The following is a 25,485-nucleotide window of genomic DNA, read 5'->3' on the forward strand; positions in this document are numbered from 1 at the left end:
CGGGTGGATAAACCACCCGGGCTGTCTTGTATTCTCAAGCCGCTATCAGCTGACCGGGATCACGCCGCCGCAACGTCGTTCAGGAAGCGGTCGATCTGGGCGCGCAGCTGACGCGTCTTCTCGCCGACATCGCTGGACGCGACGAGAACCATGTCCGCCGAAGCGTTGGTTTCGGCGACCGCATTGGCCAGTTCGCCCATGTTGCTGGTGACCGACGTCGTGCCCTCGGCCGCGTTCTGGACGTTGCGCGAGATCTCGTTGGTCGCCGCACCCTGCTGCTCGACGGCAGCGGCGATGGCGGAGGTGTAGCTGTCGACCTCCTGCATCGTCTGGGTGATCGCGGCGATGGCCTCGACGGCCTCCTTGGTCTCGCCCTGGATCGCGGCGATCTGGGCGCCGATCTCCTCGGTGGCCTTGGAGGTCTGGTTGGCCAGTTCCTTGACCTCGGCCGCGACCACCGCGAAGCCCTTGCCGGCTTCACCGGCACGTGCCGCCTCGATGGTGGCATTGAGAGCAAGCAGGTTGGTCTGCTCGGCAATCGCCTGGATCAGGGTCACGACCTCGCCGATCTTCTGCGCGGCAGCTGCAAGACCGGAGATCTTCTCGTTGGTCTGGCGGGTGCCGTGGCTCGCCTGGTTGACGACCTCGGTGGTCTGGCCGACCTGGCGGGCGATCTCGGCGATGGACGCAGCGAGTTCCTCGGCGGCAGTGGCGACGCTTTCCACATTGTGGGTGGCCGCGCCGCTCGCCTGGGTGGTCTCCTCCGCGCGCCCGGCGCTTTCGCCGGCAATGCGCGTCAGGTCACGAGCGGTTGCTTCCATGCCGGCGGCGGTGTCGCCGACGGACGACAGCAGCTCCTGGACCTGCGCGCGGAAGGAGCCGATCAGCTCGTCGACGCGCGCCTGGCGGGCGGCGGCGGCCTGCTGCTCGAGCTCCTGCTCTTCGCGCATGCGGGCACGCTCGCGGGCATTGTCGCGGAACACTTCGACCGTGCGGCTCATCGCGCCGATCTCGTCGCCGCGCTCGGTTCCGTCGATCTCCACATCGGTGTCGCCTTCGGCAAGCCGACCCATGATCTCGGTCAGGCGGCGCGTCGGGCGGGTGATGGCGAGCGACAGGACGATGGCGACGGCGATGCCGAGGCCAACCACGCTGGCCAGGGTGACCGCAATGGTCCAGAAGCTGGCAGCGCCGGAGCTGGCAGCCCGCTCGGCCTGCTCGCTGGCGAGCGAGGTGATCTGGCCGCGCATGTCGGCGGTGACGCCGGCCAGCTGCTGCGACGACGTGCGAACGGCCTCAAGGCTCTTGAGCATGTTCTCGAAGGACGTGCGGTAGCCGTCGATCTCGGTCTGTGCGAGCTGGACCTTCTCGGCAACTTCCGGGAACTGGCTGGCCGAGGCGGCGAGCGTTCCGGCGACGAAGCTGAGTTCGGAAATGTCGCGCATCACGCCCTCGGCATCCGTGTCGCCGAAGCCGGAGAGGAAACCGAGCGTCGTCGACTTCACCGCAAGGGCCTGGCGCGACAGATCGCTGGCATTGGCCGAAACGAGGTCGACCTTGATCAAGGCGATGTCGCGGGACTGGACATCCTGCTGGATCGCATCGATGGCCTTGTAGGCGGAGGTCTGGACCTCCTTGGCCGCGGAGACGATGTCCTCCAGGGTCTTGTTGACCTGGCCGCGCAGCTTGTGAACGTCGGCGAAGGACGTGGTTGCGGCAAGCTGGGTGAACTGCTCCTGCAGTTCGCCGGACCGGCTCGCCAGCAGCTCGACGCTCGCCTGGTCGACGCCGTCGACGCGGGCATTGGTCAGCGCACGCGCATTGTCGCGCAGCTTCTGGGCTTCGGCCATCGCCTCTTCCAGCAGGCCGTCGGCGGTCGAGGTGGTCGAACGCAGGAACATGTACTGAGTGCGCAGCGCCTCTTCGCGCAGGGCCACGACGAAGCGGATGATGTCGTCTGCCTTGCGGCGGGTGGCGGCGGCCCGCAGGCTTTCGCGCTTGGCATCGCGGCGGACGATCTGCATGTCGCCGTTGATCTGCTTGGACAGCTCGCCGAGGCGGGCAATCGAGGCGGCCAGTTCGCCGTTCAGCTCCTGCTGGCGGCTGGTCTCGGTCCCGACGTCGGAGAAGTTGCTGCGCATCACCGAGACGGACTCGATGGCGGTGGACACTTCGCGGCTGGCGGTCTCATCGCCGGCAACCGAGGCCTTGAGAGCTTCCAGCTCCTTGGCGAGGTCACTCACGGCAGCCTGGGTCTTTTCGGCATCTTCCGCCTTGCGGCTCTGGAGGAAGCTTTCGCGTGCCGCGGAAACTTCCTGCAGGCTGGCGACGACGCCGGTTGCGATTCGCGACGTGTCCATCTGGCTGGTCAGGCCACCGATGGCCATGGTGCCGACACCACCGAGAACGGCTGCGAGAAGCAGCACGATTGCAAAGCCACCGCCGATCTTGGCGGCAAATCCGAGATTGCCAATGAGGCGCAACAGCCGGGACATTCATGATCCTCCACACCCGTTCGTTGTGGAACCCTAGGCGGACGTCTGTGAATCTTCGGTAAAATGCTGGCGAATTTTCTCCGGAAAACAACTTTAGCGATTCCAAGGGCTTGAAAAGGAACGGCGCGCCCGGGATGGGGCGCGCCGCATGATGCTGGATATAATCGGGGGTTGTCCCCGCAGGCGTGGCTCAGGCAGCGGAAACCCGTGCCAGGAACCTGTCGATCTCGCCGCGCAGAGCATCGGTGTTGCGGGCCATGGCGCCGGATGCGTCGAGGACGTTGTCGGCGGCGGCCGAGGTGCTGTCGACGGTATGCGCGAGCAACTCCATGTTGCGGGTCACCGCGCCGGTGCCTTCGGCCGCCTGCTGCACCGAGCGGGAGATGTCGCTGGTGGCGGCGCCCTGCTGCTCGACGGCGGAGGCGATGGAGGCGGTGTAGCCGTTCACTTCCTGCATGATCTGGGCGATCTCGCCGATGGCGGCGACCGCCTCGCCGGTCGAGCCCTGGATCGCGGCGATCTGGGCGCCGATCTCCTCGGTCGCCTTGGAGGTCTGGTTGGCCAGCTCCTTGACCTCGGCGGCGACGACGGCAAAGCCCTTGCCGGCCTCGCCGGCGCGGGCTGCCTCGATGGTGGCGTTCAGCGCCAGCAGGTTGGTCTGCTCTGCGATCGCCTGGATCAGCGAGACGACCTCGCCGATCTTGTTGGCGGCGGCGGCAAGGCCTGCGACCTTCTCGTTGGTGGAATGGGTGCCCTGGGTGGCCTGGTCGACGACCTGGGTGGTCTGGCCGACCTGGCGGGAGATCTCGGCGATGGAAGCGGAGAGCTCCTCGGCGGCGCTGGCGACGGTCTGGACGTTGCCGGTGGCGGCGGAGCTGGCCTCCGAGGTCTCGCTGGCACGCTCGGCGCTTTCCTGGGCGGAGGCGGAGAGGGCGCGGGCGGTCTCGTCGAGGCCGTTCGCCGTCTCGCTCACCGTGCCGATCAGCGACTGCACCTTGTCGCGGAAGTCCGCGATGAGCCCGTCGATCTCGCTCTGGCGACGACGGCTTTCGCCGACGGAGGACTCGCGGTCGGCCGCGAGCTTCTGCCGCTCGAGAGCGCGGGCCTTCAGCACGTCGATGGCCGAGCCGAGCTGGCCGATCTCGTCCTTGCGGGCGGTGTAGGGCACCTCGACGGCAAGGTCGTCGTCGGCGATGCGATGGGCGACTTCGGCGAGCTCGGGGATCGGCTTCAGCAGGCGGCGCGTCAGCAGCGCCATCGAGCCGACGGCAACGAGAAGGATCGGCAGGAAGGCGATGGCCAGCTTGGTGGTGACGGCGTCCATCAGCGCATTGATCGTCGACTTGCGCACGCCGGCATAGAGAATGCCGGAGATCTCGCCCGACGGCGAATAGATCGGTTCGTAGATCGTGTAGTAGGGCGTGCCGAGAATTACCGCCTCGCCGCGAAAGGTCTGGCCCTTGGTGACGACCGGGTAGACGGCGCCGTTCTGGCCGAGGGGAGTGCCGACGGCGCGCTTGCCGTCAGGCTTGATGATGTTGGTGGTCTTGCGCCAGAAGTCGCGGCTTTCTCCATCCCACTTGAATACGGTGACGGTCTCGCCGGTCATCCGCCCGATCGAGTCGATCATCGAATGCTCGGCGACCTCGTCGGGAATGCTTTCCATCACCACGCGCTCGACATTGCCGTCCGCGCCCCAGGTCACGGATGTGCCGGGCATGTCGCGGCTGACGATGGTTGCCGCGACGCGCAGGCTCGCATCCTGCCGTGCAACCGCGTCCTGCGTGATCCTGTCGGAGATGACCATGTAGATGACGGTGCCTACCGTGCCGAGTGCGGCAACAATCATCAAGGCGGCGGCCATCGAAACGATGGAGACCAGATTCAGGCGCGAAAGCAGGCCCATGACCGTTCTTCCCTTCCTTGCAGGATCATTCGTAATTCCACTAGGGAGAGAGTTATGGTGTCGAAGTGTAAAATTGTAGTTATTGCTTGAAAGCTTGCTTTGTTTGCCGAAAAGCGCCGCGATGCAGCATTCGGCCAGCCGCCTTGCACGCTGCTGCCGCACAGTTCCGGCGTCTCTGTATGAACAAGAGCAGTTCGATAAGCACTTGAAGACAGGACAATATTGCGCTCACTCTACGCTTGGAGGCAGGCAAGACGGCGAGCGGCACGGCGAATGCCGCGGCGCCGAAGGCCGGGCGAGCAGTCGCCTGTGATCCCTGCGGTTGTGAGCGTGAAGGAAAGTGCGACTTGGCGCTTTCGAGACCGGATGAGGCGGCATCGGTATCGCCGCGCGGCATGGTGTTGCGACAGACGCAAGGCAACGGGTTTGCATCGCGGCCGAGCGTCCCATATGTAGTGTCGAAAGTTCAACTTTATAAAGAGGGCCGGCCGGAGAGGCTGGCCGTGACCCAACGTGATCGTCTGTTCCTGCAATGTCCTGACGGACAAGGAGTTGCGCAAGGCCGCGCGCGAACTGCAATCGGGTCCCGACCGGGTGGTCGTGACGCCGGGGGCTGTTTTCCGTGCACTCGGCAAGCGTCCGCGTTGCGGCAGCTGCTTCAGCACCATTATACCGATCATTCACGAGGAAGCACCGGCGGACAAGGGCACGCCGCCGGCAGCGGGGGAGAACCGCGATGAAGGGTGATGCCAGGGTAATCGAGTATCTGAACAAGGCCCTTCGGCATGAGCTGACCGCCGTCAACCAGTACTGGCTGCACCATCGCATGCTGGACGACTGGGGCTACGGCAAGCTGGCAGCGAAGGAGCTGGAGGAGTCGATGGAGGAGCGGGCGCATGCCGACCGGCTCATCGCACGGATCCTGTTCCTGGGCGGCTTCCCCAACATGCAGAGCCTCGATCCGCTGCGCATCGGCCAGTCGCTGAAGGACGTGATGGAGGCGGATCTCGCCGGAGAGTATTCCGCCCGGGCCCTCTACAAGGAGGCGCGCGAGGTGACGCTTGCGGCCGGCGACTACGTCTCGAAAGTGCTCTTCGAGGAGCTCCTGACCGACGAGGAGGCCCACATCGACTATCTGGAGACGCAGCTCCAGCTGATCGAGCAGATCGGCATCGAACGCTACGGCCTGCTGCAGTCGGAGCCTGCCGACGCGGCCGGCTGAGCCGAAGGGCTTCTCAGGCGTATTCGACCACCGGGCCGCCAGCGGCGTCCGCATCGGCCCGGTCATGGGTGACGAGAAGCACGGGCAGGCCGCGCTCGCGCGCCTTGGCGAAGACGAGTTGGCGGATCTGGTCGCGCAGCGCGGCGTCCAGCCGGGAGAACGGTTCGTCGAGCAGCAGCGCCCGCGGCTGTGATTCCAGCACACGCATCAGGGCGACGCGGGCCTTCTGGCCGCCCGAGAGAGTGGCCGGATCGCGCGCCTCAAAACCGGCAAGGTCGACATCGGCAAGCGCGGCGGCGACCGCCTGTCGCCGCTTCGCCCGCCCGTGCAGTGCGGGCGGCAGGGCGAAGGCGATGTTCTCGCCGACGCTCATATGCGGAAACAGCAAGGGATCCTGAAACAGCAGCCCCAGCCGGCGCCGGTAAGGCGGCAGGCTGGTGAGATCCGTGTCGCCGGAGAGCACCCGGCCGCCGGCGGTGAAGGCTGGGTCGAGAAAACCGGCCGCGTGGGCGAGCAGCGTCGACTTGCCGATGCCGGAGGGACCCATCACCGTCAGCACTTCGCCGGGCGCAATCGCGCGGTCGAGCGAGATGAGGTCACGCCCTGCGAGTGTGATTGCAACCTTGTCGAAGATGAGGGCATCGGTCATGCGGTGGTCTCGTTCTCCCGCCGGCGCCGATGGGCGACACTGGGAACTGCCGCTGCCAGCAGGAAGGCGGCAAAGGGAAGCAGCATCTGCAAAAGAGCGTAGATGCCGACCAGTTGCCGGTTGCCGCCGGCGGCCAGCGCCACGGCCTCGGTCGTGACTGTCGACACCCGCCCCCCGCCGATCAGCAGCGTCGGCAGATACTGTGCGACGGAAACGGCAAAGCCGAGCGCGGCGGCGGTCGCCACCGCCTTGCGCGCCAGCGGCAGCCGGACCCGCCAGAAGGTGCGCGCGGGCGAGGCGCCGAGCGCCCCGGCCATATGGCCGTAACGGGGGTCTACCGCGCGCCAGGGGTCCGACAGGGCCAGAAAGACATAAGGCAGCACGAAGACCATGTGGCCGAGTGCGACGGCAAGGAGAGTGTCGTGTAGCCCGGCCATCAGGAACAGGACCTGCAGGCCGAAGACGAAAGCGATTTGCGGCACGATCAGCGGCAGATAGAGCAGCAGCAGCGACCGGCGCGGCCTGGCCCGGCCTTCGCGCGTTTCGTTCTCGAGACTGGCAAGCACGAGAGCGATGGCGACGGCGATCACCGGCAGTGCGATGGCAATGGTCGTGGCAATCGCATCGACTGCCGCATATCCGTGCATCGTCCAGGCGCGAAGAGTGAAGGAGAGCGGGAAGGTGTCCGGAAACCGCCAGGGGCCGGCCACCGACCACAGGGCCAGAAGCGCAAGGCCTGAGAGCATTGCCGCGGCGAGCAGCGCCATGGCGCTCCCTGAAAGGGCGGTTGCCAGATGCTCCGCCGCGCTGCGACGGCCGCTCTCGATCCAGCGGCGGCCGAGTTTCACCGCAAGTCGCTCGCCGACGATCCACACTGCTATGGCGAAAAGGCTGAGGCCGAGTTGCACCAGCGCACCGGCGGAGGCCATGAAGCGCAGCGACAGGTCGGGGTCGTTCATCCATGCGGTCAGGCGCACGGCCAGCGGCGGCGGTGTGGTGGGTCCGAGAATCAGCGCGACGTCGACGACGGAGGTGGCGTAGGCGAGCACGGCGAAGACCGGCAGGCGGATCTGCGGATAGATGCGCGGCAGCACGGTGGTCAGCCAGGCGGCGACCGGCGCATAGCCGAGGCTTGCCGCCACCCGCCGGCTGCGCACAGGGTCTGCCTGCGGTAGGGCGGCAAGAAGCATCAGGAACAGGAACGGGACTTCCTTCGCCATCAGCCCGAGCGTCATCGTCAGCCCGAGCGGGTCGCCGACGATCAGCACGTCGGGCGGGCGCTGGAAGCCGGTTGCCCAGGGCGACAGCAGCCGCATGACGAAGCCGGAAGGGGTGATGAGGAATGCGAGGCCGAAGGCGGCCGCCGCATGCGGCACGGCCATCAGCGGCGAAAGAAGCCGGCGCATCGCGCGAAAGAAGCGGGTGCCTTCGAAGGCGGCAGTGAACAGGACAACGGCTGCGAAGGCGCCGAGCGTTGCCGCCAGCCCCGTGCCGAGCGAGAGCGCGGCTGAAAGGCCGATACCGGGCTGGGCGAGGAACATGCGTAGCGGCGCGAGCGACACCGTCTCACCGCCGAGCGCCGGCACATAGCCGACGGCCGGCAGCAGCGTGCCGAAGAGCCCGGCTGCCACCGGTCCCAGCATCAGGGCCAGCGCAAGGAGGGGTGCCAGCCTCAACATGACCGGCCGGACCTGTCAGCGGGCTGCCGGCTCACTGCGAGGCGTAGCGAGCGGTCCAGGCGCGCTCCAGCTCCACCATCCAGCTGGCGTGCGGCTCTTCGATCACCGGCCCGAGCTCCTCCGGAGACAGGGTGGCGATGCCGAGATCGAGTGCGGCGAAGCGCTCGCGCTCCGCCGCCTCCAGCCGTTCGACCGCGAGCACGGTCGGGTCGCCCCAGATCGCCGGGTCCTGCTTGCGCGCCTGCGCTTCCGGCGACAGCAGGAAGTCGGCAAGGACGAGCGCGCCGGCCTTGGCATTGGCGTTGAACGGAATGGCGAGGAAATGGGCGTTGCCGATGGTGCCGCCGTCCAGCACGAAGGTGCGCACCGTCTCGGGCAGCTCGCCGGCGGCGATGGCCGCGGAGGCACCTGCGGGATTGAAGGTGAAGGCGATGTCGATCTCGCCGTCGGCCAGCAGCTGGCGCAGGGCCGGTTGGTTCTGCGGGAAGGCGCGACCCTGCCGCCACATGTTCGGATGCAACGCGTCGAGATAGGCGAAGAGCGGGGCGACATCGGCCTCGAAGCTTGCCGGATCGACAGGGCGCGACAGCTTGGCCCGGTCGGCGATGGTGGTGGCCAGCACCTGCTTCAGGAAGGTCGAGCCGTGGAAGTTGGGCGGCTGCGGATAGGTGAAGCGCCCCGGATTGGCCTTCACATGCTCGGCCAGCGCGTCCAGCGTCTTCGGCGGCTCCGCCAGTGTCGCCGTGTCATGCATGAAGACGAGCTTGGCCATGCCCCAGGGGCTTTCCTGGCCGTCGGTCGGCTCGGTGAAGTCGGTGACGACCGCGGGCTTGTTCTCCACGTCGACCAGCGGCCAGTTCGGCAGCTTTGTCGCCCAGCCCGGCGACATCAGCAGACCCGCCTTCTTCAGCGATACGAAATTCTCGCCGTTGATCCACACCAGATCGACGGCGCCGCCGCTCTCCTGGCCGGCGGCCTTCTCGGCGACGATGCGCGCGACCACATTGGCGGTGTCGTCGACCTTCACCTGCTCCACCTTGATGCCGTGGCGCTGCTGCAGCTGTTCGCCCGCCCAGGCGATATAGGCGTTGATGCGCGGCTCTCCGCCCCATGCGTGGAAGTAGACGGTCTGCCCTTTCGCCTTTGCCAGCACCTCCGTCCAGTCGGCCGGATCCACGGTCTCGTCGGCACGGCTTGCGAGAGGTGCGAGCGGCAGGGTCAGCGCTGCGGCCAGCAGGGCGCCGCGCACAGGCCGCGACAGCAGGCGAATGATGGTCATCTGGAGTTCCCCTTCCCGTTTCGCATGGTGTCGCAAGCGCTTGCGTTGACGGTCAACACACGGCTTCGTGACGCTGCCGTTCCTGCTTCCGGCACGGCCGGCAGCTACAGGGGCAGCACATGCGTGTCCTTGATCTCTTCCATCACCGCATAGGTATGCGTTTCGCGGACGCCGGGAAGATCCAGTACCGCATCCGCCAGCAGCTTGCGATAGGCGGCCATGTCGGAGACGCGCGCCTTCACCAGATAGTCGAAGCCGCCGGCCACCATGTGGCACTCCAGAACCTGCGGCACGCGCTTCACCGCCCGCGCGAAGGCGTCGAAGACGTCCGGCGTCGTCCGGTCGAGCTTGACCTGCAGGAACACCAGGAGCCCCTGGCCGAGACGCAGGGGGTCGAGCTCGGCGGAAAAGCGCAGGATGTATCCCTCGCGTATCAGCCTCTTCATCCGTTCGGCCGTGGCGGTCGGGGAAAGGTTCACTTTCGCGGCAAGGTCCGTGGTGGTGATGCGCCCGTCGACCTGCAGCACTTCGAGGATACGGCGGTCGATCCGATCAAGTTCCGTGGATTGTGCGGCAGTTTCCGATTTCACGGGTTATATTCCATTATGAATGCCAATCTTTGCCGGAATTCACGGCATATACGGCAGTATAATGGGATAAACCCCCGGGAGGCGAGCGTTTCTTCGGGGGTAATGCGGCCGGACGGATCGTCCGCCGCCTGCGTGTCCTCCCTTGTCCTGGAGCCGTCATGAGCCCTGCCCCGGAACGTGCGCCTGCTGCACTGTCGCAGACCGATATCTCTCCCTTCCGCGCCACTTTCGCGCCGTCCGACGACAGCGCCGTGCGCAGCCTGCTCGGCAAGGTCGCCTTCGACGAGGCGACCGAAGCACGGATCGACGACATCGCCTCCGGCTACATCCAGTCGATCCGCTCGGCCATTGGCGGTCTCGGCGGCGTCGAAGACTTCCTGCGCGAATACGGCCTGTCGACCCGTGAGGGCCTGGCGCTGATGGTGCTGGCCGAGGCGCTGCTGCGCGTGCCGGATGCGGCCACTGCCGACAAGCTGATCGAGGACAAGCTGGCCGCCGCCCGGTTCGACGAGTCCGAGGGCGGCCCATCCGACACCTGGCTGGTGTCCGCCTCGTCCTGGGCGCTTGGCGTTACCTCGCGCCTGCTGCATCCAGGCGAGCAGCCCAACACGATCCTCGCCTCGCTGGTCAAGCGCATGGGCATGCCGGCGGTGCGTGCGGCGACGCGTCAGGCGATGCGCATCCTCGGCCACCAGTTCGTGCTCGGCGAGACCATCAAGGGCGCCTTGTCGCGGGCGAAGGGGCAGGAAGCCAAAGGCTACCGTTACTCCTACGACATGCTGGGCGAGGGCGCCCGCACGGCTGGCGACGCCGAGCGCTACTTCCGATCCTATGCAGATGCGATCGAGGCCATCGGTGCGGCCGCCGGCAAGGGCGAACTGCCCGCCCGTCCCGGCATTTCGGTCAAGCTCTCCGCGCTGCATCCACGCTACGAGGCGGTCAAGGGCACCCGGGTGCGCGATGAACTGGTGCCGCAGCTGCTCAAGCTCGCCCAGGCGGCCAAGCGCCATAACCTGAACTTCACCGTCGATGCGGAAGAGGCCGACAGGCTGGAGATCTCGCTCGACATCTTCGCGGCTGTTGCGGCCGATCCCTCGCTCGCCGGCTGGGACGGCTTCGGCCTTGCCATCCAGGCCTACCAGAAGCGGGCGCTGGAAGCGGTCAACTGGATCATCAGCCTCGCCGAGCGGCTGGATCGCCGCTTCATGGTGCGCCTCGTCAAGGGTGCCTATTGGGACACAGAGATCAAGCGCGCGCAGGAGCGTGGCCTTGAGGACTTCCCGGTCTTCACGCGCAAGGCGGCGACGGACCTCTCCTATCTCGCCTGCGCCCGGGCGATGCTCGGCGCCCGGCCGCGCATCTATCCGCAATTCGCCACCCACAATGCGCTGTCGGTCGCGCAGATCATCGCCATGGCCGGCAACGAGGGCGGCTTCGAGTTCCAGCGCCTGCACGGCATGGGCGAGAGCCTGTACAAGACCGTGACCGAGCGCGACGGGCATCCCTGCCGCATCTACGCGCCGGTCGGCGGCCATCGCGATCTGCTCGCCTATCTGGTCCGCCGCCTGCTGGAAAACGGCGCCAACTCGTCCTTCGTCTCGGCGGTGGGCGATTCCTCCGTGCCGATCTCGCGGCTGCTGGCCCGCCCGCACGACCTCCTGGCCGGGGGTACCCGCGCCCGCAATCCACGTATCCCGCTGCCGGCCGCGCTCTACGGCGAGAGCCGCAACAACTCGAAGGGCCTGGAGTTCGGCCTTGCCCGCGACCGCTCCCGGCTGGTCGAGGACATGGCCAAGGCCCCGCGCCAGGTCGAGGGCGCAGGCCCGCTCTATCCAGGCGCCAAGGCGCGCGGCAACGAACGCTCGGTCCTGTCCCCGGTCGATGGCGCGACCCGCGCGGGCACCGTGCGCGAGGCCTCGGCCGACGAGTTGCCGGCGATGTTCGATGCAGGGCTGAAGGGCTTTGCCCGCTGGTCGCGCACGCCCGTCGACCAGCGCGCGGCGGCCATTGCCCGGCTCGGCGACATGCTGGAGGCGGAAACGCCCAGGCTGATGGCGCTGCTCGCCCGAGAGGCCGGAAAGACCTTGCCCGACGGACTGGCCGAAGTGCGTGAGGCGGTGGACTTCTGCCGCTACTACGCGGCCGAGGCGGTGAAGCAGTTCGGCGAAGGCACCTTGATGCCTGGACCGACCGGCGAGGAAAACCGCTACCGTCTGCGCGGCCGCGGCGTCTTCGTCTGTGTCTCGCCCTGGAACTTCCCGCTGGCGATCTTCCTCGGCCAGATCACCGCAGCGCTGCTGGCCGGCAATGCGGTGATCGCCAAGCCAGCGGAGCAGACCCCGCTGATCGCCTTCGAAGCGGCGAAGCTGATCCATGCCGCGGGCGTGCCGGAAGACGTGTTCATTCTTGCGCCGGGCGGGCGCGAGCTGGGCGCGGCGCTGGTGGCCGAGCCGCGCGTTGCCGGCGTCGCCTTCACCGGCTCGACCGAGACCGCCTGGGCGATCAACCGTTCGCTCGCAGCCAAGCGCGGTCCCATCGTGCCGCTGATCGCCGAGACCGGCGGCATCAACGCCATGCTGGTCGACGCGACGGCATTGCCCGAGCAGGTCTGCGACGATGTGATGATGTCGGCCTTCCGCTCCGCCGGCCAGCGCTGCTCCGCGCTCCGCCTGCTCTATCTGCAGGAAGATGTCGCGGACAAGCAGCTGGAAATGCTGAAGGGCGCGGCGAGCGAGCTGTCGCTCGGGGATCCGGCGGATCCGGCGACCGATATCGGCCCGGTGATCGATCTCGAGGCCCGCGACCGCCTGCTGACCCATGTCGAAGAGATGCGCCGGAGCCAGAAGGTGCTTTACGCCGGCGAGGCGCCCGGCGGCACCCTGGCGCGCGGAACCTGGGTGGCACCGCATATCGTCGAGCTCGACCGGCCCGACGCGCTGACCAGGGAGACCTTCGGCCCGATCCTGCATGTGGTGCGTTACAAGGCGTCCGACCTGCCGAAGATGCTGGAGACCATCGCGGCGACCGGCTACGGCCTGACGCTCGGCGTGCACAGCCGCATCGACGCGACGGTGGCGGCCGTCGTCGACCGGCTTTCGGTCGGCAATGTCTATGTCAACCGCAACACCATCGGCGCGGTGGTGGGCACCCAGCCCTTCGGCGGATCCGGCCTGTCCGGCACCGGCCCGAAGGCCGGCGGCCCGGCCTATCTCGGCCGCTTCGCGCTCGAACAGGTGGTCTCGATCAACACGGCGGCAGCCGGCGGCAATGCCAGCCTGATCGCCATGGCTGAGGAAGACTGAAAGACGCCGACCGGGCCAGGCTTGCGCTACTTGCGCGGCTTGGCCCGGTTGGTCGCGGCCGCCGACAACGGGTCGTCCGGCCAGGGATGCTTGGGATAGCGCCCCTTCATTTCCGCTTTCACCGCGGCCCAGGATCCGCGCCAGAAGCCGGGCAGGTCGCGGGTGATCTGGATCGGCCGGTGGGCCGGCGACAGCAGCTCCAGGATCAGCGGCACGCTGCCTCCCGCAATTGCCGGATGCCGGTCGAGGCCGAAAAGCTCCTGCACCCGGATGGGCAGAGTGGGCCCTTCCTCGCGGTCGTAGTCGATCGGGACATGCGATCCCGAGGGCGCGGAGAAATGGCTCGGCAGCAGCCGGTCGAGCTCCCCCAGCCGGTGTTGCGGCAGCAGGGCCGCGAGCGCATTACCGAGGATCTCCGCATCGAGCGCCGATGCGCTGCGCAGCCCGGCGAGATAGGGGCCGAGCCACGCGTCCATGGTTTCGCTCAAGACATCGTCGCCAAGGTCCGGCCAGGCCTCGGCTTCGGCGGCCGGCAGCAGCCCGCGCAACGTGGTGACGCGAGCACGCAGGGCCGCCTGGGCCTTGCTCCAGGGCAGGGCCCGCGCGCCGCGGGTCTTGAGAAAGGCGAGAAGGGCTGAGGCTATGGTTTCCGGATCGGGATTGGGTTCTACGGCCTCGCGCAGCACCAGCCGGCGATAACGGCGCACCCGCCGGGCCCGGACAGAGCCGGAGGCCTCGCAGGCGACCTGAACCTCGTCCTCGATCTCGCCGGCAAAAAGCTGTTCGATCTCCTCACGCGAGATCGGGGCGGCAAGCAGGATGCGTCCGCGCGCGGCATTGCCTTGCAGGTCGGCGACGACGAGAAACGGCTCGCGGGCCAGCGGATCGGCTTCGTCGACGCGGCCGCCCCGGCCATTGGCCATGCGAAAGCCGCCGCGCCCGTCCTGCGCCTGCGCCACACGGTCGGGATAGGCAAGCGCCAGCAGCCTGCCTGCCGCTTCCGTGTCGCCTGCCGCGGGCGGCTCGGTCTTTGCTTTCGATCCCTTGGCGATCAACGACTGCCAGCGCTGGGCCATGCCGCGCGCGGCCGTGCTGCGCGGATCGCGGGCGCGGCGGAAGTCTATCAGGCGATGGCGAATATCGGCCGAGCGCCCGCCGAGCCCCTGTTCGGAAAGGAGGGCCGCAATCTCGCAAGCAAGCCGGCCCTCTCCCGTTTCCGCTGCCCGCACCAGCATATGCGCGAGCCGGGGCGCAAGGGGCAGGGCGCGCATGCGCTCGCCCTCCGCCGTCAGGCGTCCTGTGTCGTCGAGTGCCTCCAGCCGCTGCAGCAGGCCGACCGCCTCGCTCCAGGCAGCCGCCGGGGGCTGGTCGGGAAAGCGCAAGCTGCCGGGATCGCTCACGCCCCATGCGGCCAGGTCGAGCGCCAGGCTGGAGAGGTCCGCCTCCAGGATCTCAGGCCTGTCGTCTGCCGGCAATGAGGCGGTCTGCGCCTCGTCCCACAGGCGATAGCAGATGCCCGGCTCCATGCGCCCGGCACGGCCGCGCCGCTGGTCGGCGGCGGCGCGCGAGGCCCGCACGGTCGCGAGCCTTGTCAGACCGGTTGCCGGCTCATGGACCGGCACGCGGGCGAGGCCGCTGTCGATGACGACGCGCACGCCCTCGATGGTCAGCGAGGTCTGGGCGATGGAGGTGGCGAGCACCACCTTGCGTCGGCCGTTTGCCGCCGGGCGAATAGCGGCATTCTGTTCGGCGCCGGTGAGGGCGCCGTAGAGCGGGGCAAGGTCGGCATCGGCCGGCAGTTGCGGGCCGAGCATGTCGGCGGCACGGCGGATTTCGCCCTGCCCGGGCAGGAAGGCGAGGATCGAGCCGGTCTCTTCCGCCAGCGCCTTGCGCACCGCACTTGCCACTTGAGCTGCGATGTCGCGGTCGCCATCGCGTCCGAGATAGCGGGTCTCGACCGGAAAGCTGCGACCCTTGCAATGGATCACCGGCGCACCGCCGAGATGGCTGGCAACGCCCGCCGCATCAATGGTCGCGGACATCGGTACGATGCGCAGGTCCTCGCGCAGGGCCCCCTGCGCATCGAGTGCCAGGGCAAGGCCGAGATCGCCGTCCAGCGACCGCTCGTGGAACTCGTCGAAGAGAATGGAGGCAATGCCCGAAAGCTCGGGGTCCTCGAGGATCATCCGGGTGAAGACGCCCTCGGTGACCACCTCGATGCGCGTGCGGGCCGAGACCTTCGTCTCCAGCCGCACCCTGAGGCCGACCCGTCCGCCGACCTCCTCGCCGAGCAGCGAGGCCATGCGGGCAGCCGCGGCGCGGGCCGCGAGCCGCCGCGGCTCCAGCACGATGATGCGCCCGTCGCCGCGCCATTTGGCGTCGAGCAAGGCCAGCGGCACGACCGTGGTCTTGCCTGCGCCGGGCTCGGCAACCAGGACGCAGGATGTGTGCGTATCGAGCGCGGCGAGCAGATCCGGCAGCACCGCATCGATGGGAAGCGGCGGGCGCGTTGCGGCAGTCTCGCTCATTCCGGGGTCGCGGCAGGGCCTGTTGCGCCGCCGAGGCTCCAGTGCCGGCCCTCAAGCTCCACCGCAAAGAGCGTCGGGGTGCGGGCGAAGCTTGCAAGGCCCTCCAGCGCCGGATTGCTGTGGCGGATCAGGAAGGTCGGGATCGTGGCGAGCAGCGCGGAATGCGGGGCCTTTGCCTCGAAGGAGGCGCGGAAGGCGGGATCGGCCAGATAGGTGTCGATGCGGCCGGGAATGCCGCCGCCGAGAAAGACGCCGCCACGCGCCAGGAAGGTGAGGGCGAAGTCGCCGGCGACCCGGCCGAGCGCCCGCACGAAGATGTCCATCGTGCGCAGGGCGATCTCGTCGCCGGCATCGGCAGCCTCGGTCACGTCGCGCGGGCGCTCGAAGGCGCGCTGGGTCCCAGCCTCCGCCGCCACGGCCCGCGACAGCCGCAAAAGGCCGGACCCGCTGATGATGCGTTCGGCGCCGATCCGCCCCTCCTGCCGCTCGATATGCGGCCACACCCGGTAGTCGGTCTCGGAGACGGGGCCGAGCTCCATGTGTCCGCCTTCGCCGGGGATCGGGATCCAGGTGCCGGCCGTGTGGATCATCGCCGCGGCGCCAAGTCCCGTGCCGGGGCCGAGAACCACCTTGGCTCCGTTCGCCTGTGCCGTCCCGCCGCCGATCTGGCGGACGTCGTCGCCCTCCAGTCCCGGCAGGGCCAGCGCCTGCGCCTCGAAGTCGTTGAGCACCACGACGCTTTCCAGGCCGAGCCGGCGGATCAGGTCCAGCGGTTCGATCACCCAGTCGGCATTGGTCATAGGAATGCGGTCGCCGGTGACCGGGCCCGCCACCGCCAGCACCGCGGTACGCGGCATCACCGAAGTGTGGTTCAGCACCGTGGCGATGGCGGCTTCGGCGAGGCCGGGAAAGCCGGCGGTCGGCACCGAGCCATAGACCCTGGTCGCCGCATGGGTGTCGGTGACCATCGCGAAGCGCGCATTGGTTCCGCCGATGTCGGCGACCAGCACGGGAAAGCGAAAACCGCGGAGACTGGGCGGGGAAAGGGTCATCACGCCTGGGGTATGATCTCGGGAGTTGTCGAGGTGGTGGGCAGGCCGGCAAGGCGCGCCGAGCGCAGCAGGATATCGGCCGTTGCCCGATTCAGCGCCATCGGGATGTTGTAGACGAGGGCAAGGCGCATCAACGCCTTGACGTCGACATCGTGCGGCATGGGCGACAGCGGGTCGACGAGGAAGATGAGCCCTTGCAGCCGTCCCTCGGCGATCATCGCGCCGATCTGCTGGTCCCCGCCGAGCGGGCCGCTTTTCAGCCGCTCGATGGTCAGGCTGGGACAGGCATCGAGGATCCGTCCGCCCGTGGTGCCGGTCGCGACCAGGCGAAAGGAGCCGAGCTTGTCCTCGTGCGACCTGGCGAAGGCGACCATCTCGTCCTTGCGCGCGTCATGGGCAACCAGCGCCAGTGCGGGCTTGGCGGGACGGGTGTCGGGCAGGGGGCTCGCGGGTCCGGTCAATGCGTTCCTGTTCGCTCTTCAAGGTCAGGTGCGTAAGCGGATATGTATCCTTTCCAAGGATGTACCCGCTTACGCGCCGGGTGGAAAGCCGGTCCTGCCCGGCTTCTCCTTGCGGGCCCGTCCGCAAGGCACCCTGCCTGCCGTTGCCAACAGGACAGTGCGGGGCTCAATCGTAGAGCCCGCAATTGACCGGCTTGCGTCCGCTCGCCCGGTGCACCAGCGCGGTCTCCGGCATCAGGCCGGCGATCTCCAGAACCAGCTTCATGCGGATGGCGTCGGCAAACTGCTCGCGCGAGCGCACCGGAATGAAGAAGTGGCCGGGGCCACCGATCACGCAGTCCTCGTAATAGGCGTCGACATTCAGCATGGACTGCCAGGCATCGCGCTCGGACTTCATCATCAAGGGAAGCCCGTTGATGGTGATGCCGGCGGCGATGGCCTGGTCGCGGAACAGCGCGACCTTGCCACCCTGGTTGTTGGGCCCGTCCCCGGAAATGTCGATGACCTTGCGCAGGCCCTCGAACCGGTTGGCGGCGACCATGGCGGTTGCCTGCGACAGGGCAGAAGCAATGGAGGTGCGCTGGCGCTGGCGCAGCGGGGCCTCGGCGATCTTGGCGGCAAAAGCCGCTGCGGAAGGGGCGTCGGTAATCACCGACCAGTCGGCGACGATGAACTGCTCGCCCGCGCCGCCCCATTCCATGTAGGTCACCGCGATCCGGCCGGTCGGGCCATAGCGGATCGCGTCGATCACCTGCGGCGAGGTGAGGGCAGCGACATAGCCGGCGCGCTGGACTTCCTGCTCTTCCCTGTCCATCGACTGGGAGATGTCGACGGCCAGAACCAGCTCGACATCGACCTCGCGATCGGGGTCGTAGCCATAGCCGAGCAGCGGGGCGTTGCCGGCAGCTGCGGCCGAAACGGCCGACAGTCCGGCAAGGACGAGGGCGGAGAAGAGCCAGCCGGCGAGTGCAAGGCACGAGCGGGCGATGCGGTCAGGCAGGCTGTGTCCTGCCGTCGGGGAGAGACGTGGCACGCACATGGTCGAAACTCCTTCAACCGATGAAGGGCTCCCGCCTTGTCCGACGCTCCTCGTTGTGTGCCTTATCTTGCGTCCGTTCCCTCTCCCGACCGCACCCCTGCGGCCTCCTTCCGGCGCTCTGGCGACAAGGACAGATCAGCAAGAGCCGTGCCAGACGCCGCGGAAAGCACGGGTCTGTGCGAGGGAGGGCACTCCGTCGGCGGCAGAGCCCGAGTGGCACCCTGTGCGCCTGCCAATAGCTCATGGCGATCAGCCGGTTAAGAAACCGACCCGACGATTCTCGGGCCGCATTCCGCAGCGTCCTTGGGGATGGAGGATGCCTGCCCTTTCGGCAAACTGCGGCGATCTGCAAGAAACCTGGGCAGTTCCTGCCGGGCGGTCGGCAAAATTTGCCGGGCGCCGCCAGCTTCTCTTGCGAAGGCGCTTGACCTCGGCTGGGGGCTCATGCAGTCTGAATGAAAGAAATCTCAAGAGCTGAAGAAATTTTCAGCCACGGGTGAGGGGTCCGGCGTTTCGTTCCGACGCGGCATGCGCTGCGCGGTGGCCGTCCCTGTTGATGCGGGACGACGGACACGGGCATGCAGGCTGGCGACTGGACAACAGACATGGCGATCCGCGCCGCGTGGATGTCCTTCGTCGGCGGAGCGACGCAGGGCGAGATCGCGGAGCGTCTCGGCATCTCGACAGCGCGTGTCCACCGGCTCATCGCCCATGCCCAGAAGACCGGGCTCGTCCGCTTCCAGATCGCCGACCGACCCTCGGACTGCCTGGAGATCGAAGCGGCGCTGGTGGATGCCCATGGCCTCTCCTCCTGCCTGATCGCTCCCGATATAGGCGGCGGCGACGATGCGTCCGCGATCCGGGCCATCGCCGAGGTGGCCGGCCCGCATCTTGCCAGTCTGCTTGCCAATCCTTCGCTCGTCCAGCTGGGCGTCGGCATGGGGCGCACGCTCAAGGCCGCGGTGGAGATGATGCCGCGCATCCAGCGCCCGGATCTCAGCATCGTTTCGATTTCCGGCTCGCTGACGCGAAAGCTCTCCGCCAACCCGTTCGACGTCGTCCAGCAACTGGCCGAACGCACGGGCGGCGAAGGCTACTATCTGCCCGTGCCGTACCTCGCCGAGACCGTCGCCGAGCGCGACACGTTTCTCGGCCAGCGCAGCGTCCAGGCGCTTCTTGAGCGTGCGCGCGCCTCCGATCTCTTCGTCATCGGCATCGGCTCGGTGGAGGATGACGGGCATCTCATCAGTCGCGACCTCATCTTGCGCGAGGAGCAGCGCGACCTGATCGCGACCGGCGCGGTCTGCGACCTGATGGGGCGTTTCATCGGCCGCGACGGGCGCCTTGTGCCGGCCAAGCTCGGCGACAAGGCCGTCGGGCTGCCCTTCGAGGCCGTTCGCGGCGCGCGCATCGTCGCGCTCGCCGGCGGGCTCGGCAAGCTTGAGGCCACGCGCGCGGCGTTGCGCGCGGGGCTGATCACGGACCTGATCGTCGACGAGAGCCTGGGCCGGGCCCTGTCCGTCGCGGAAGGAATCAGACAAGCCCGCTCGGCATGACGCCGGCGGCAGAACAGGTGGAGGTAAGTCATGGTGATGAAAAGCGTGATCCTCGGGGCGGCCGCGGCTGTCCTGCTCGCCGGTACGGCGCTGGCCCAGGAGATCCAGCCGGCGGTCGTCTATGATCTGGGCGGCAAGAACGACAAGTCCTTCAACGAGGCGGCCTTCATCGGCGCCGAGAAGTTCAAGGCCGACACCGGCATCGACTATCGCGATTTCGAGATCCAGAACGACAGCCAGCGCGAACAGGCGCTGCGCAACTTCGCGCGCCGCGGCGCCAACCCGGTGATCGCCATCGGCTTCCTTCATGCCAATGCGCTGACGAAGGTCGCCAAGGAATTCCCGGACACCCAGTTCGCCATTGTCGATGAAAAGGTCGACCTGCCGAACGTCCGCTCGATCGTCTTCAAGGAGCATGAAGGCTCCTATATCGTCGGCAAGCTCGCGGCGATGGCCTCGCAGAGCGGCAAGGTCGGCTTCGTCGGCGGCATGGACATCCAGCTGATCCGCAAGTTCGCTTGCGGCTACAAGCAGGGTGTCAAGGAAACCAACGCAGACATCGAGATCCTCGAGAACATGACCGGTTCGACCGGCGCTGCCTTCAACGATCCGGTCAAGGGCGGCGAGCTCGCCAAGTCGCAGATCGACCGTGGCGCGGACGTGATCTACCACGCTGCCGGCGCCACGGGTCTGGGTGTGCTGCAGGCCGCGGCGGATGCCGGCAAGCTCGGCATCGGCGTCGACAGCAACCAGAACGCCGTGCATCCGGGCAAGGTGCTGACCTCGATGCTGAAGCGCGTCGACGTTGCGGTCGAGAAGGCCTTCACTGACGCCAAGGACGGCAACTGGACCTCGGGCGTCTACTCGCTCGGTCTTGCCGAGGATGGCGTCGACTGGGCGCTCGACGACAACAACAAGGCGCTGATCACCGACGAGATGAAGGCGGCTGTCGACCAGGCCAAGGCCGACATCATCTCCGGCAAGATCGTCGTCCACGACTACATGGCGACCGAAAGCTGCCCGTTCTGACGGGAGAAGGCGCGCTGCGGGCCCCGTCCGCAGCGCGCGCTGCCTCGCATCGCGGGGCGAGCAACGCGGAACAGCGGTGATGACGCCTATCCAGAAAACCGTTGCGGTTCTCGCCCTTGCGGCAGGCCTTGTGGCGACACCCGCCCTGGGTGAGCCGGCCCTGGTCTACTCCGTCGGCGGCAAGTTCGACGGCTCGTTCAATGAGGCCGCGTTCCGTGGCGCCGAGCGGTTTTCGGCCGAGACCGGCGAGCCCTACCGGGACTTCGAGATCGTCCGCGACGCCGACAGCCTGCAGGCGCTGCGGGGCTTTGCCGCGCGCGGCGCCGAGCCGGTTGTTGCCATCGGCTACAATCAGGCCGCCGCGGTCGCGTCGGCGTCGAAGGACTTCCCGCAGACGGATTTCTCCATCGTCGACATGGTGGTCGAGGCTCCCAACGTGCGCTCGGTCGTCTTTCGCGAGCACGAGGGCTCGTATATCGCCGGCCTGCTGGCGGCGATGGCCTCGAAGACCGGGACCATCGGTTTCGTCGGTGGCATGGACATTCCGATCATCCGCCGGTTCCTCTGCGGCTACCGGCAGGGTGCGGCCTCCGTCTCCCCCGACATCCGCGTCCTCTTCAACATGACGGGCGATACGCCGGCGGCGTTTGCCGATCCGGCCCGGGGTGCCGAGCTCGCGCGCGGCCAGATCAACCGCGGCGCCGACGTCATCATCCAGGCAGCCGGCGGCACCGGCATCGGGGTTCTGCAGGCGGTGGCCGATGCCGGGGTTCTCGGCATCGGCACCGACAGCAACCAGAACGGCCTTTACCCGGGCCGGGTCCTTACCTCGATCCGCAAGCGTGTCGATGTCGCGGTCTACCGCAACTTCGCCGACGCAAAGGCCGGTACGTGGAGCGCCGGCATCGAGGTGCTCGGCCTTGCGGAAGGCGGCATGGACTGGGTGATCGACGACAACAACCGCGCGCTCGTCACCGCGCAGATGGAGGCGGCGGCCGGCGAGGCAGCTGCACGGATCGCAGACGGCACGATCACCGTGCACGATGCGGCCAGCGACGGGGAGTGCCCGCTGTGAGCGACCAGCTTGCCATCGAACTCGTCGGCGTCGACAAGCGCTTCGGACAGGTCCACGCCAACAAGGACATCCACCTGAAGGTCCGCAAGGGCTCGATCCACGGCATCGTCGGCGAGAACGGTGCGGGCAAGTCGACGCTGATGTCGATCCTCTACGGCTTCTATCACGCCGATTCCGGCGAGATTCGCGTCGACGGCAAACAGGTCTCGATCTCCTCCAGCCAGGCGGCCATCGCGCTGGGCATCGGTATGGTCCATCAGCACTTCATGCTGGTGGAGAACTTCACCGTGCTGGAGAATATCATTCTGGGCGCCGAGGGCGGAGCGCTGCTCGCCGGCGGCGTGTCCAAGGCGCGGGCCGAGCTGAAGCGCCTTGCCGACGATTACGACCTCAAGGTCGATCCCGACGCGCTGATCGAGGACCTTCCCGTCGGCCTGCAGCAGCGGGTGGAGATCCTCAAGGCGTTGTTCCGCAGCGCCGACATCCTGATCCTGGACGAGCCGACCGGCGTCCTCACCCCTGCGGAAGCCGATCACCTCTTCCGGATCCTGCGCGTGCTGCGCGACGAGGGAAAGACGGTGCTGCTGATCACCCACAAGCTGCGGGAGATCATGGCGGTGACCGACGAGGTCTCGGTCATGCGGCGTGGCGAGATCGTCGCCACCCGTCAGACATCGAAGACCTCGATGGGCGAGCTTGCCGAGCTGATGGTCGGCCGCCGCGTGCTGCTGGAGGTCGAGAAGGGGCCGGCCGAACCGGGACGACCGGTGCTCACCGTCGAGAACCTGACAGTGCGCGACACGCGCGGCGTCGATGTCGTGCGCAACGTCTCGCTGGAGGTGCGCGCCGGCGAGATCGTCGGCATTGCCGGCGTCTCCGGCAACGGCCAGTCAGAGCTGCTGGAGGCGATTGCCGGCATTCGTGCCGTGACTTCGGGAACCGTCACTGTCGACGGAACGCGGGTCGATCTTTCACGCGGAACCAAGGATCCTGCTGATATGCGCGAACTCGGGCTCGCGCATGTGCCCGAGGATCGCCACCGCATGGGGCTGGTGACCCGCTTTCCCGAATGCGAGAATGCCATTCTCGGCTATCACCGCGACCCGGCCTACGGGCGCGGTCCGTTCCTCGATTTCGACCGCATCCGCACGGCAGCGAAGGTCGAGATCGAGAAATACGACATCCGCCCGGCCGACTGCATGCTGAAGACTGCCAACTTCTCCGGCGGCAACCAGCAGAAGATCGTGCTGGCGCGCGAGATCGAGCGCGACCCGGTTATCCTGCTCGTCGGGCAGCCGACGCGCGGCGTCGACATCGGCGCCATCGAGTTCATTCACAAGCGCATCGTCGCCCTGCGCGATGCGGGCAAGGGCGTTCTGCTGGTGTCGGTCGAGCTCGACGAGATCCGGGCGCTTGCCGACCGGGTGCTGGTCATGTTCGACGGGCAGGTGGTCGGCGAGCGCGCACCGGAGACGGCGGAAAGCGAGCTGGGCTTGCTGATGGCGGGTGCAAGCGGACAGGAGGCGGCGGAATGACGGCGGGACAGCTTCCGCGCTGGGTCGACTACGGGCTGATGCCGGCGCTCAATGTCGCGGCGGCCTTTCTGGTCTCGGGCCTGGTGGTGCTGCTGATCGGCGAGAACCCGGTCGAGGCGGTCAAGGTTCTGGTGTGGGGCTCTCTCGGCTGGAACGAGGGCATCGGCTTCACCCTGTTCTACGCGACCAATTTCATCTTCACCGGCCTTGCGGTGGCCATCGCCTTTCACGCCGGCCTGTTCAACATCGGCGGTGAGGGGCAGGCGTATCTGGGCGGCCTCGGCGTTGCGCTGGCCTGTCTTGCGCTTGACCGCTACGTCCCCTGGTGGGTGACGCTGCCCGTCGCGGTGCTCGGGGCGGCCGCCTTCGGCGCGGCCTGGGCCTTCATTCCGGCGCTGCTGCAGGCCAAGCGCGGCAGCCATGTCGTCATCACCACGATCATGTTCAACTTCATCGCCGCCTCGATGATGGTCTACCTGCTGGTCAACCTGCTGTCGAAGCGGGGATCCATGCAGCCGGAAACCCGGACTTTCGAGAGCGGCGGCCGCCTGCCGCTGCTGCAGGATGTGCTTCCCGGAACGGACTTCGGATCCGCGCCGGTGAACCTCTCCTTCCTGTTGGCGCTCGCCGCCTGTCTGCTCGTCTGGGTCGTCGTCTGGCGCACCCGGCTCGGCTACGAGATCCGCACCTTCGGCGCCAACCCGGTCGCGGCCGTCTATGCCGGCATTTCGCCGCTGCGCATCACCGTCGTCACGATGCTCATGTCGGGCGGTCTCGCAGGCATGATGGCGATCAACGAGATCATGGGCTCGCAGCACCGGCTGCTCATCGAGTTCGTGGCCGGCTACGGCTTCGTCGGCATCGCCGTCGCCCTGATGGGCCGCGCGCATCCGATCGGCATCGTCTTCGCCGCCATCCTGTTCGGCATGCTCTATCAGGGCGGCGCGGAACTGGCCTTCGAGATGCCGACGATCACCCGCGACATGATCGTCGTCATCCAGGGGCTGGTGATCTTGTTCGCCGGGGCGCTGGAGCACATGTTCCGCCCGGTGCTGCTTCGCATCTTCGGCGTGCTGGCCGCCCGGCCGGCGCCGGTCGCGTGAGGGGAGGGGAGAGATGTTCGAAACCCTGATCTTCGTGCTCGACAGCACCGCCCGGCTTTCCACGCCGCTGCTGCTTGCGGCCCTTGCCGGCCTGTATTCGGAACGGTCCGGCATTTTCGACATCGGCCTTGAGGGCAAGATGCTGGGCGCGGCCTTCGCGGCCGGTGCGGCGGCCGCGGTCAGCGGGTCTGCCTGGATCGGCCTTGGCGCCGGCATTCTCGTTTCGGTGGCACTGGCGCTGGTGCACGGCTTTGCCTGCATCACCAATCGCGGCAACCAGATCGTCTCCGGCGTTGCCATCAACTTCCTGGCGATGGGGCTCACCGCCCTGCTCGGACAGGCCTGGTTCGGCCAGGGCGGGCGCACGCCGGCGGTCAGCGGGGACGGTCGCTTCGGCGACGTCACATGGCCCTTCGCGGCGGAGCTGCGCGACGTCCCGGTGATCGGCGGGCTCTATTCGGAGCTCCTGTCGGGTCACAACCTGCTCGTCTATGCCGCCTTTCTCGCAGTGCCCTTCTCCTGGTGGGTGCTCTACCGCACGCGCTTTGGCCTGCGCCTGCGCGCGGTCGGCGAGAACCCCGGCGCGGTCGACACGGCCGGGATCTCCGTAACCTGGCTGCGCTATCGCGCTGTGATCTGCACGGGCATCCTGTGCGGCTTTGCCGGCACCTATCTCTCCATCGGCCAGTCGGCGAGCTTCATCGCCAACATGACCGCCGGCAAGGGCTTCATCGCCCTGGCGGCCCTGATCTTCGCCAAGTGGAAGCCGGTGCCGGTGATGTTCGCCTGCCTGCTCTTCGGCTTCCTCGATGCCGTGGCGATCCGCCTTCAGGGCCAACAGGTCCCCGGCATCGGCGAGGTGCCGGTGCAGGCGATCCAGGCCCTTCCCTACATCCTGACCGTGATCCTGCTCGCCGGTTTCATCGGCAAGGCGGTTCCCCCGCGCGCCGGCGGCACCGCCTATGTCAAGGAACGCAGCTGAGTC

At 67.7% G+C, this 25,485-nt stretch carries 19 protein-coding genes; 9 read left to right on the forward strand and 10 right to left on the reverse strand.

Annotation, left to right across the window (positions count from 1 at the left end; translation table 11 throughout):
* Window positions 1-59 precede the first annotated feature (59 nt).
* On the reverse strand, window positions 60-2,495 hold the full coding sequence (locus tag BBX35_RS23785) for a methyl-accepting chemotaxis protein (protein WP_067220026.1): 2,436 nt from the start codon (window positions 2,493-2,495) through the stop codon (window positions 60-62).
* Window positions 2,496-2,685: 190 nt separating this feature from the next.
* Window positions 2,686-4,401 carry a methyl-accepting chemotaxis protein gene (locus BBX35_RS11305; RefSeq protein WP_067220029.1) on the reverse strand — a complete coding sequence of 572 codons (1,716 nt, stop codon included), beginning with the start codon at window positions 4,399-4,401 and terminating at the stop codon, window positions 2,686-2,688.
* 513 nt (window positions 4,402-4,914) lie between these two features.
* Here BBX35_RS11305 and BBX35_RS11310 point away from each other — a divergent pair.
* Complete coding sequence (locus BBX35_RS11310; RefSeq protein ID WP_067220031.1) at window positions 4,915-5,148, forward strand: (2Fe-2S)-binding protein; 234 nt, start codon at window positions 4,915-4,917, stop codon at window positions 5,146-5,148.
* Window positions 5,138-5,623: a bacterioferritin gene (gene bfr / locus BBX35_RS11315; RefSeq protein ID WP_067220033.1), complete on the forward strand. Its 486-nt coding sequence runs from the start codon at window positions 5,138-5,140 to the stop codon at window positions 5,621-5,623. The genes BBX35_RS11310 and bfr overlap by 11 nt, the downstream gene beginning before the upstream one ends.
* A gap of 13 nt (window positions 5,624-5,636) precedes the next feature.
* On the opposite strand, the gene BBX35_RS11320 is transcribed toward bfr, so the two are convergent.
* From BBX35_RS11320 to BBX35_RS11335, 4 genes are all read right to left on the reverse strand, one after another.
* Complete coding sequence (locus tag BBX35_RS11320) at window positions 5,637-6,272, reverse strand: ATP-binding cassette domain-containing protein (RefSeq protein WP_067220036.1); 636 nt, start codon at window positions 6,270-6,272, stop codon at window positions 5,637-5,639.
* Window positions 6,269-7,951, reverse strand: a complete 1,683-nt coding sequence (locus BBX35_RS11325; protein ID WP_067220038.1) for an ABC transporter permease — start codon at window positions 7,949-7,951, stop codon at window positions 6,269-6,271. Before BBX35_RS11325 ends, BBX35_RS11320 begins: the two co-directional genes overlap by 4 nt.
* A 31-nt stretch (window positions 7,952-7,982) precedes the next feature.
* Window positions 7,983-9,230 carry an ABC transporter substrate-binding protein gene (locus BBX35_RS11330; RefSeq protein ID WP_083206232.1) on the reverse strand — a complete coding sequence of 416 codons (1,248 nt, stop codon included), beginning with the start codon at window positions 9,228-9,230 and terminating at the stop codon, window positions 7,983-7,985.
* A 104-nt stretch (window positions 9,231-9,334) separates the two neighbouring features.
* Window positions 9,335-9,820 carry an Lrp/AsnC ligand binding domain-containing protein gene (locus BBX35_RS11335; protein ID WP_067220041.1) on the reverse strand — a complete coding sequence of 162 codons (486 nt, stop codon included), beginning with the start codon at window positions 9,818-9,820 and terminating at the stop codon, window positions 9,335-9,337.
* A gap of 158 nt (window positions 9,821-9,978) precedes the next feature.
* Between BBX35_RS11335 and putA the strand changes: the two genes are divergently transcribed.
* On the forward strand, window positions 9,979-13,122 hold the full coding sequence (gene putA / locus BBX35_RS11340; RefSeq protein WP_067220043.1) for a bifunctional proline dehydrogenase/L-glutamate gamma-semialdehyde dehydrogenase PutA: 3,144 nt from the start codon (window positions 9,979-9,981) through the stop codon (window positions 13,120-13,122).
* A 26-nt stretch (window positions 13,123-13,148) separates the two neighbouring features.
* On the opposite strand, the gene hrpB is transcribed toward putA, so the two are convergent.
* The 4 genes from hrpB to BBX35_RS11360 form a co-directional block, all read right to left on the reverse strand.
* Window positions 13,149-15,650 (reverse strand): ATP-dependent helicase HrpB, encoded by a 2,502-nt coding sequence (hrpB, locus tag BBX35_RS11345; RefSeq protein WP_067220046.1) that lies wholly within the window; start codon window positions 15,648-15,650, stop codon window positions 13,149-13,151.
* Entirely contained in the window at window positions 15,647-16,702 is a 1,056-nt protein-coding gene (gene glk, locus BBX35_RS11350) for a glucokinase (RefSeq protein WP_067220048.1), read from the reverse strand. The genes hrpB and glk overlap by 4 nt, the downstream gene beginning before the upstream one ends.
* Window positions 16,702-17,112, reverse strand: coding sequence for a methylglyoxal synthase (locus tag BBX35_RS11355; protein WP_256431572.1), 411 nt, complete (start codon window positions 17,110-17,112; stop codon window positions 16,702-16,704). The genes glk and BBX35_RS11355 overlap by 1 nt, the downstream gene beginning before the upstream one ends.
* A 217-nt stretch (window positions 17,113-17,329) precedes the next feature.
* Complete coding sequence (locus tag BBX35_RS11360; RefSeq protein ID WP_083206233.1) at window positions 17,330-18,202, reverse strand: DUF1194 domain-containing protein; 873 nt, start codon at window positions 18,200-18,202, stop codon at window positions 17,330-17,332.
* Between the two features lie 578 nt (window positions 18,203-18,780).
* Between BBX35_RS11360 and BBX35_RS11365 the strand changes: the two genes are divergently transcribed.
* From BBX35_RS11365 to BBX35_RS11390, 6 genes are all read left to right on the forward strand, one after another.
* Window positions 18,781-19,758 carry a sugar-binding transcriptional regulator gene (locus BBX35_RS11365; protein WP_208979827.1) on the forward strand — a complete coding sequence of 326 codons (978 nt, stop codon included), beginning with the start codon at window positions 18,781-18,783 and terminating at the stop codon, window positions 19,756-19,758.
* Between the two features lie 36 nt (window positions 19,759-19,794).
* Window positions 19,795-20,787 carry a BMP family lipoprotein gene (locus tag BBX35_RS11370; protein WP_067221440.1) on the forward strand — a complete coding sequence of 331 codons (993 nt, stop codon included), beginning with the start codon at window positions 19,795-19,797 and terminating at the stop codon, window positions 20,785-20,787.
* Window positions 20,788-20,866: 79 nt separating this feature from the next.
* Window positions 20,867-21,862, forward strand: coding sequence for a BMP family lipoprotein (locus tag BBX35_RS11375; protein ID WP_067220053.1), 996 nt, complete (start codon window positions 20,867-20,869; stop codon window positions 21,860-21,862).
* Window positions 21,859-23,397 carry an ABC transporter ATP-binding protein gene (locus tag BBX35_RS11380; protein WP_067220054.1) on the forward strand — a complete coding sequence of 513 codons (1,539 nt, stop codon included), beginning with the start codon at window positions 21,859-21,861 and terminating at the stop codon, window positions 23,395-23,397. Before BBX35_RS11375 ends, BBX35_RS11380 begins: the two co-directional genes overlap by 4 nt.
* Window positions 23,394-24,500, forward strand: coding sequence for an ABC transporter permease (locus tag BBX35_RS11385; protein ID WP_067220057.1), 1,107 nt, complete (start codon window positions 23,394-23,396; stop codon window positions 24,498-24,500). Before BBX35_RS11380 ends, BBX35_RS11385 begins: the two co-directional genes overlap by 4 nt.
* A gap of 13 nt (window positions 24,501-24,513) precedes the next feature.
* On the forward strand, window positions 24,514-25,482 hold the full coding sequence (locus tag BBX35_RS11390; RefSeq protein ID WP_067220060.1) for an ABC transporter permease: 969 nt from the start codon (window positions 24,514-24,516) through the stop codon (window positions 25,480-25,482).
* Window positions 25,483-25,485 lie beyond the last annotated feature (3 nt).

Source organism: Stappia indica (assembly GCF_001696535.1).
In the GTDB taxonomy this organism is placed as follows: Bacteria; Pseudomonadota; Alphaproteobacteria; order Rhizobiales; family Stappiaceae; genus Stappia; species Stappia indica.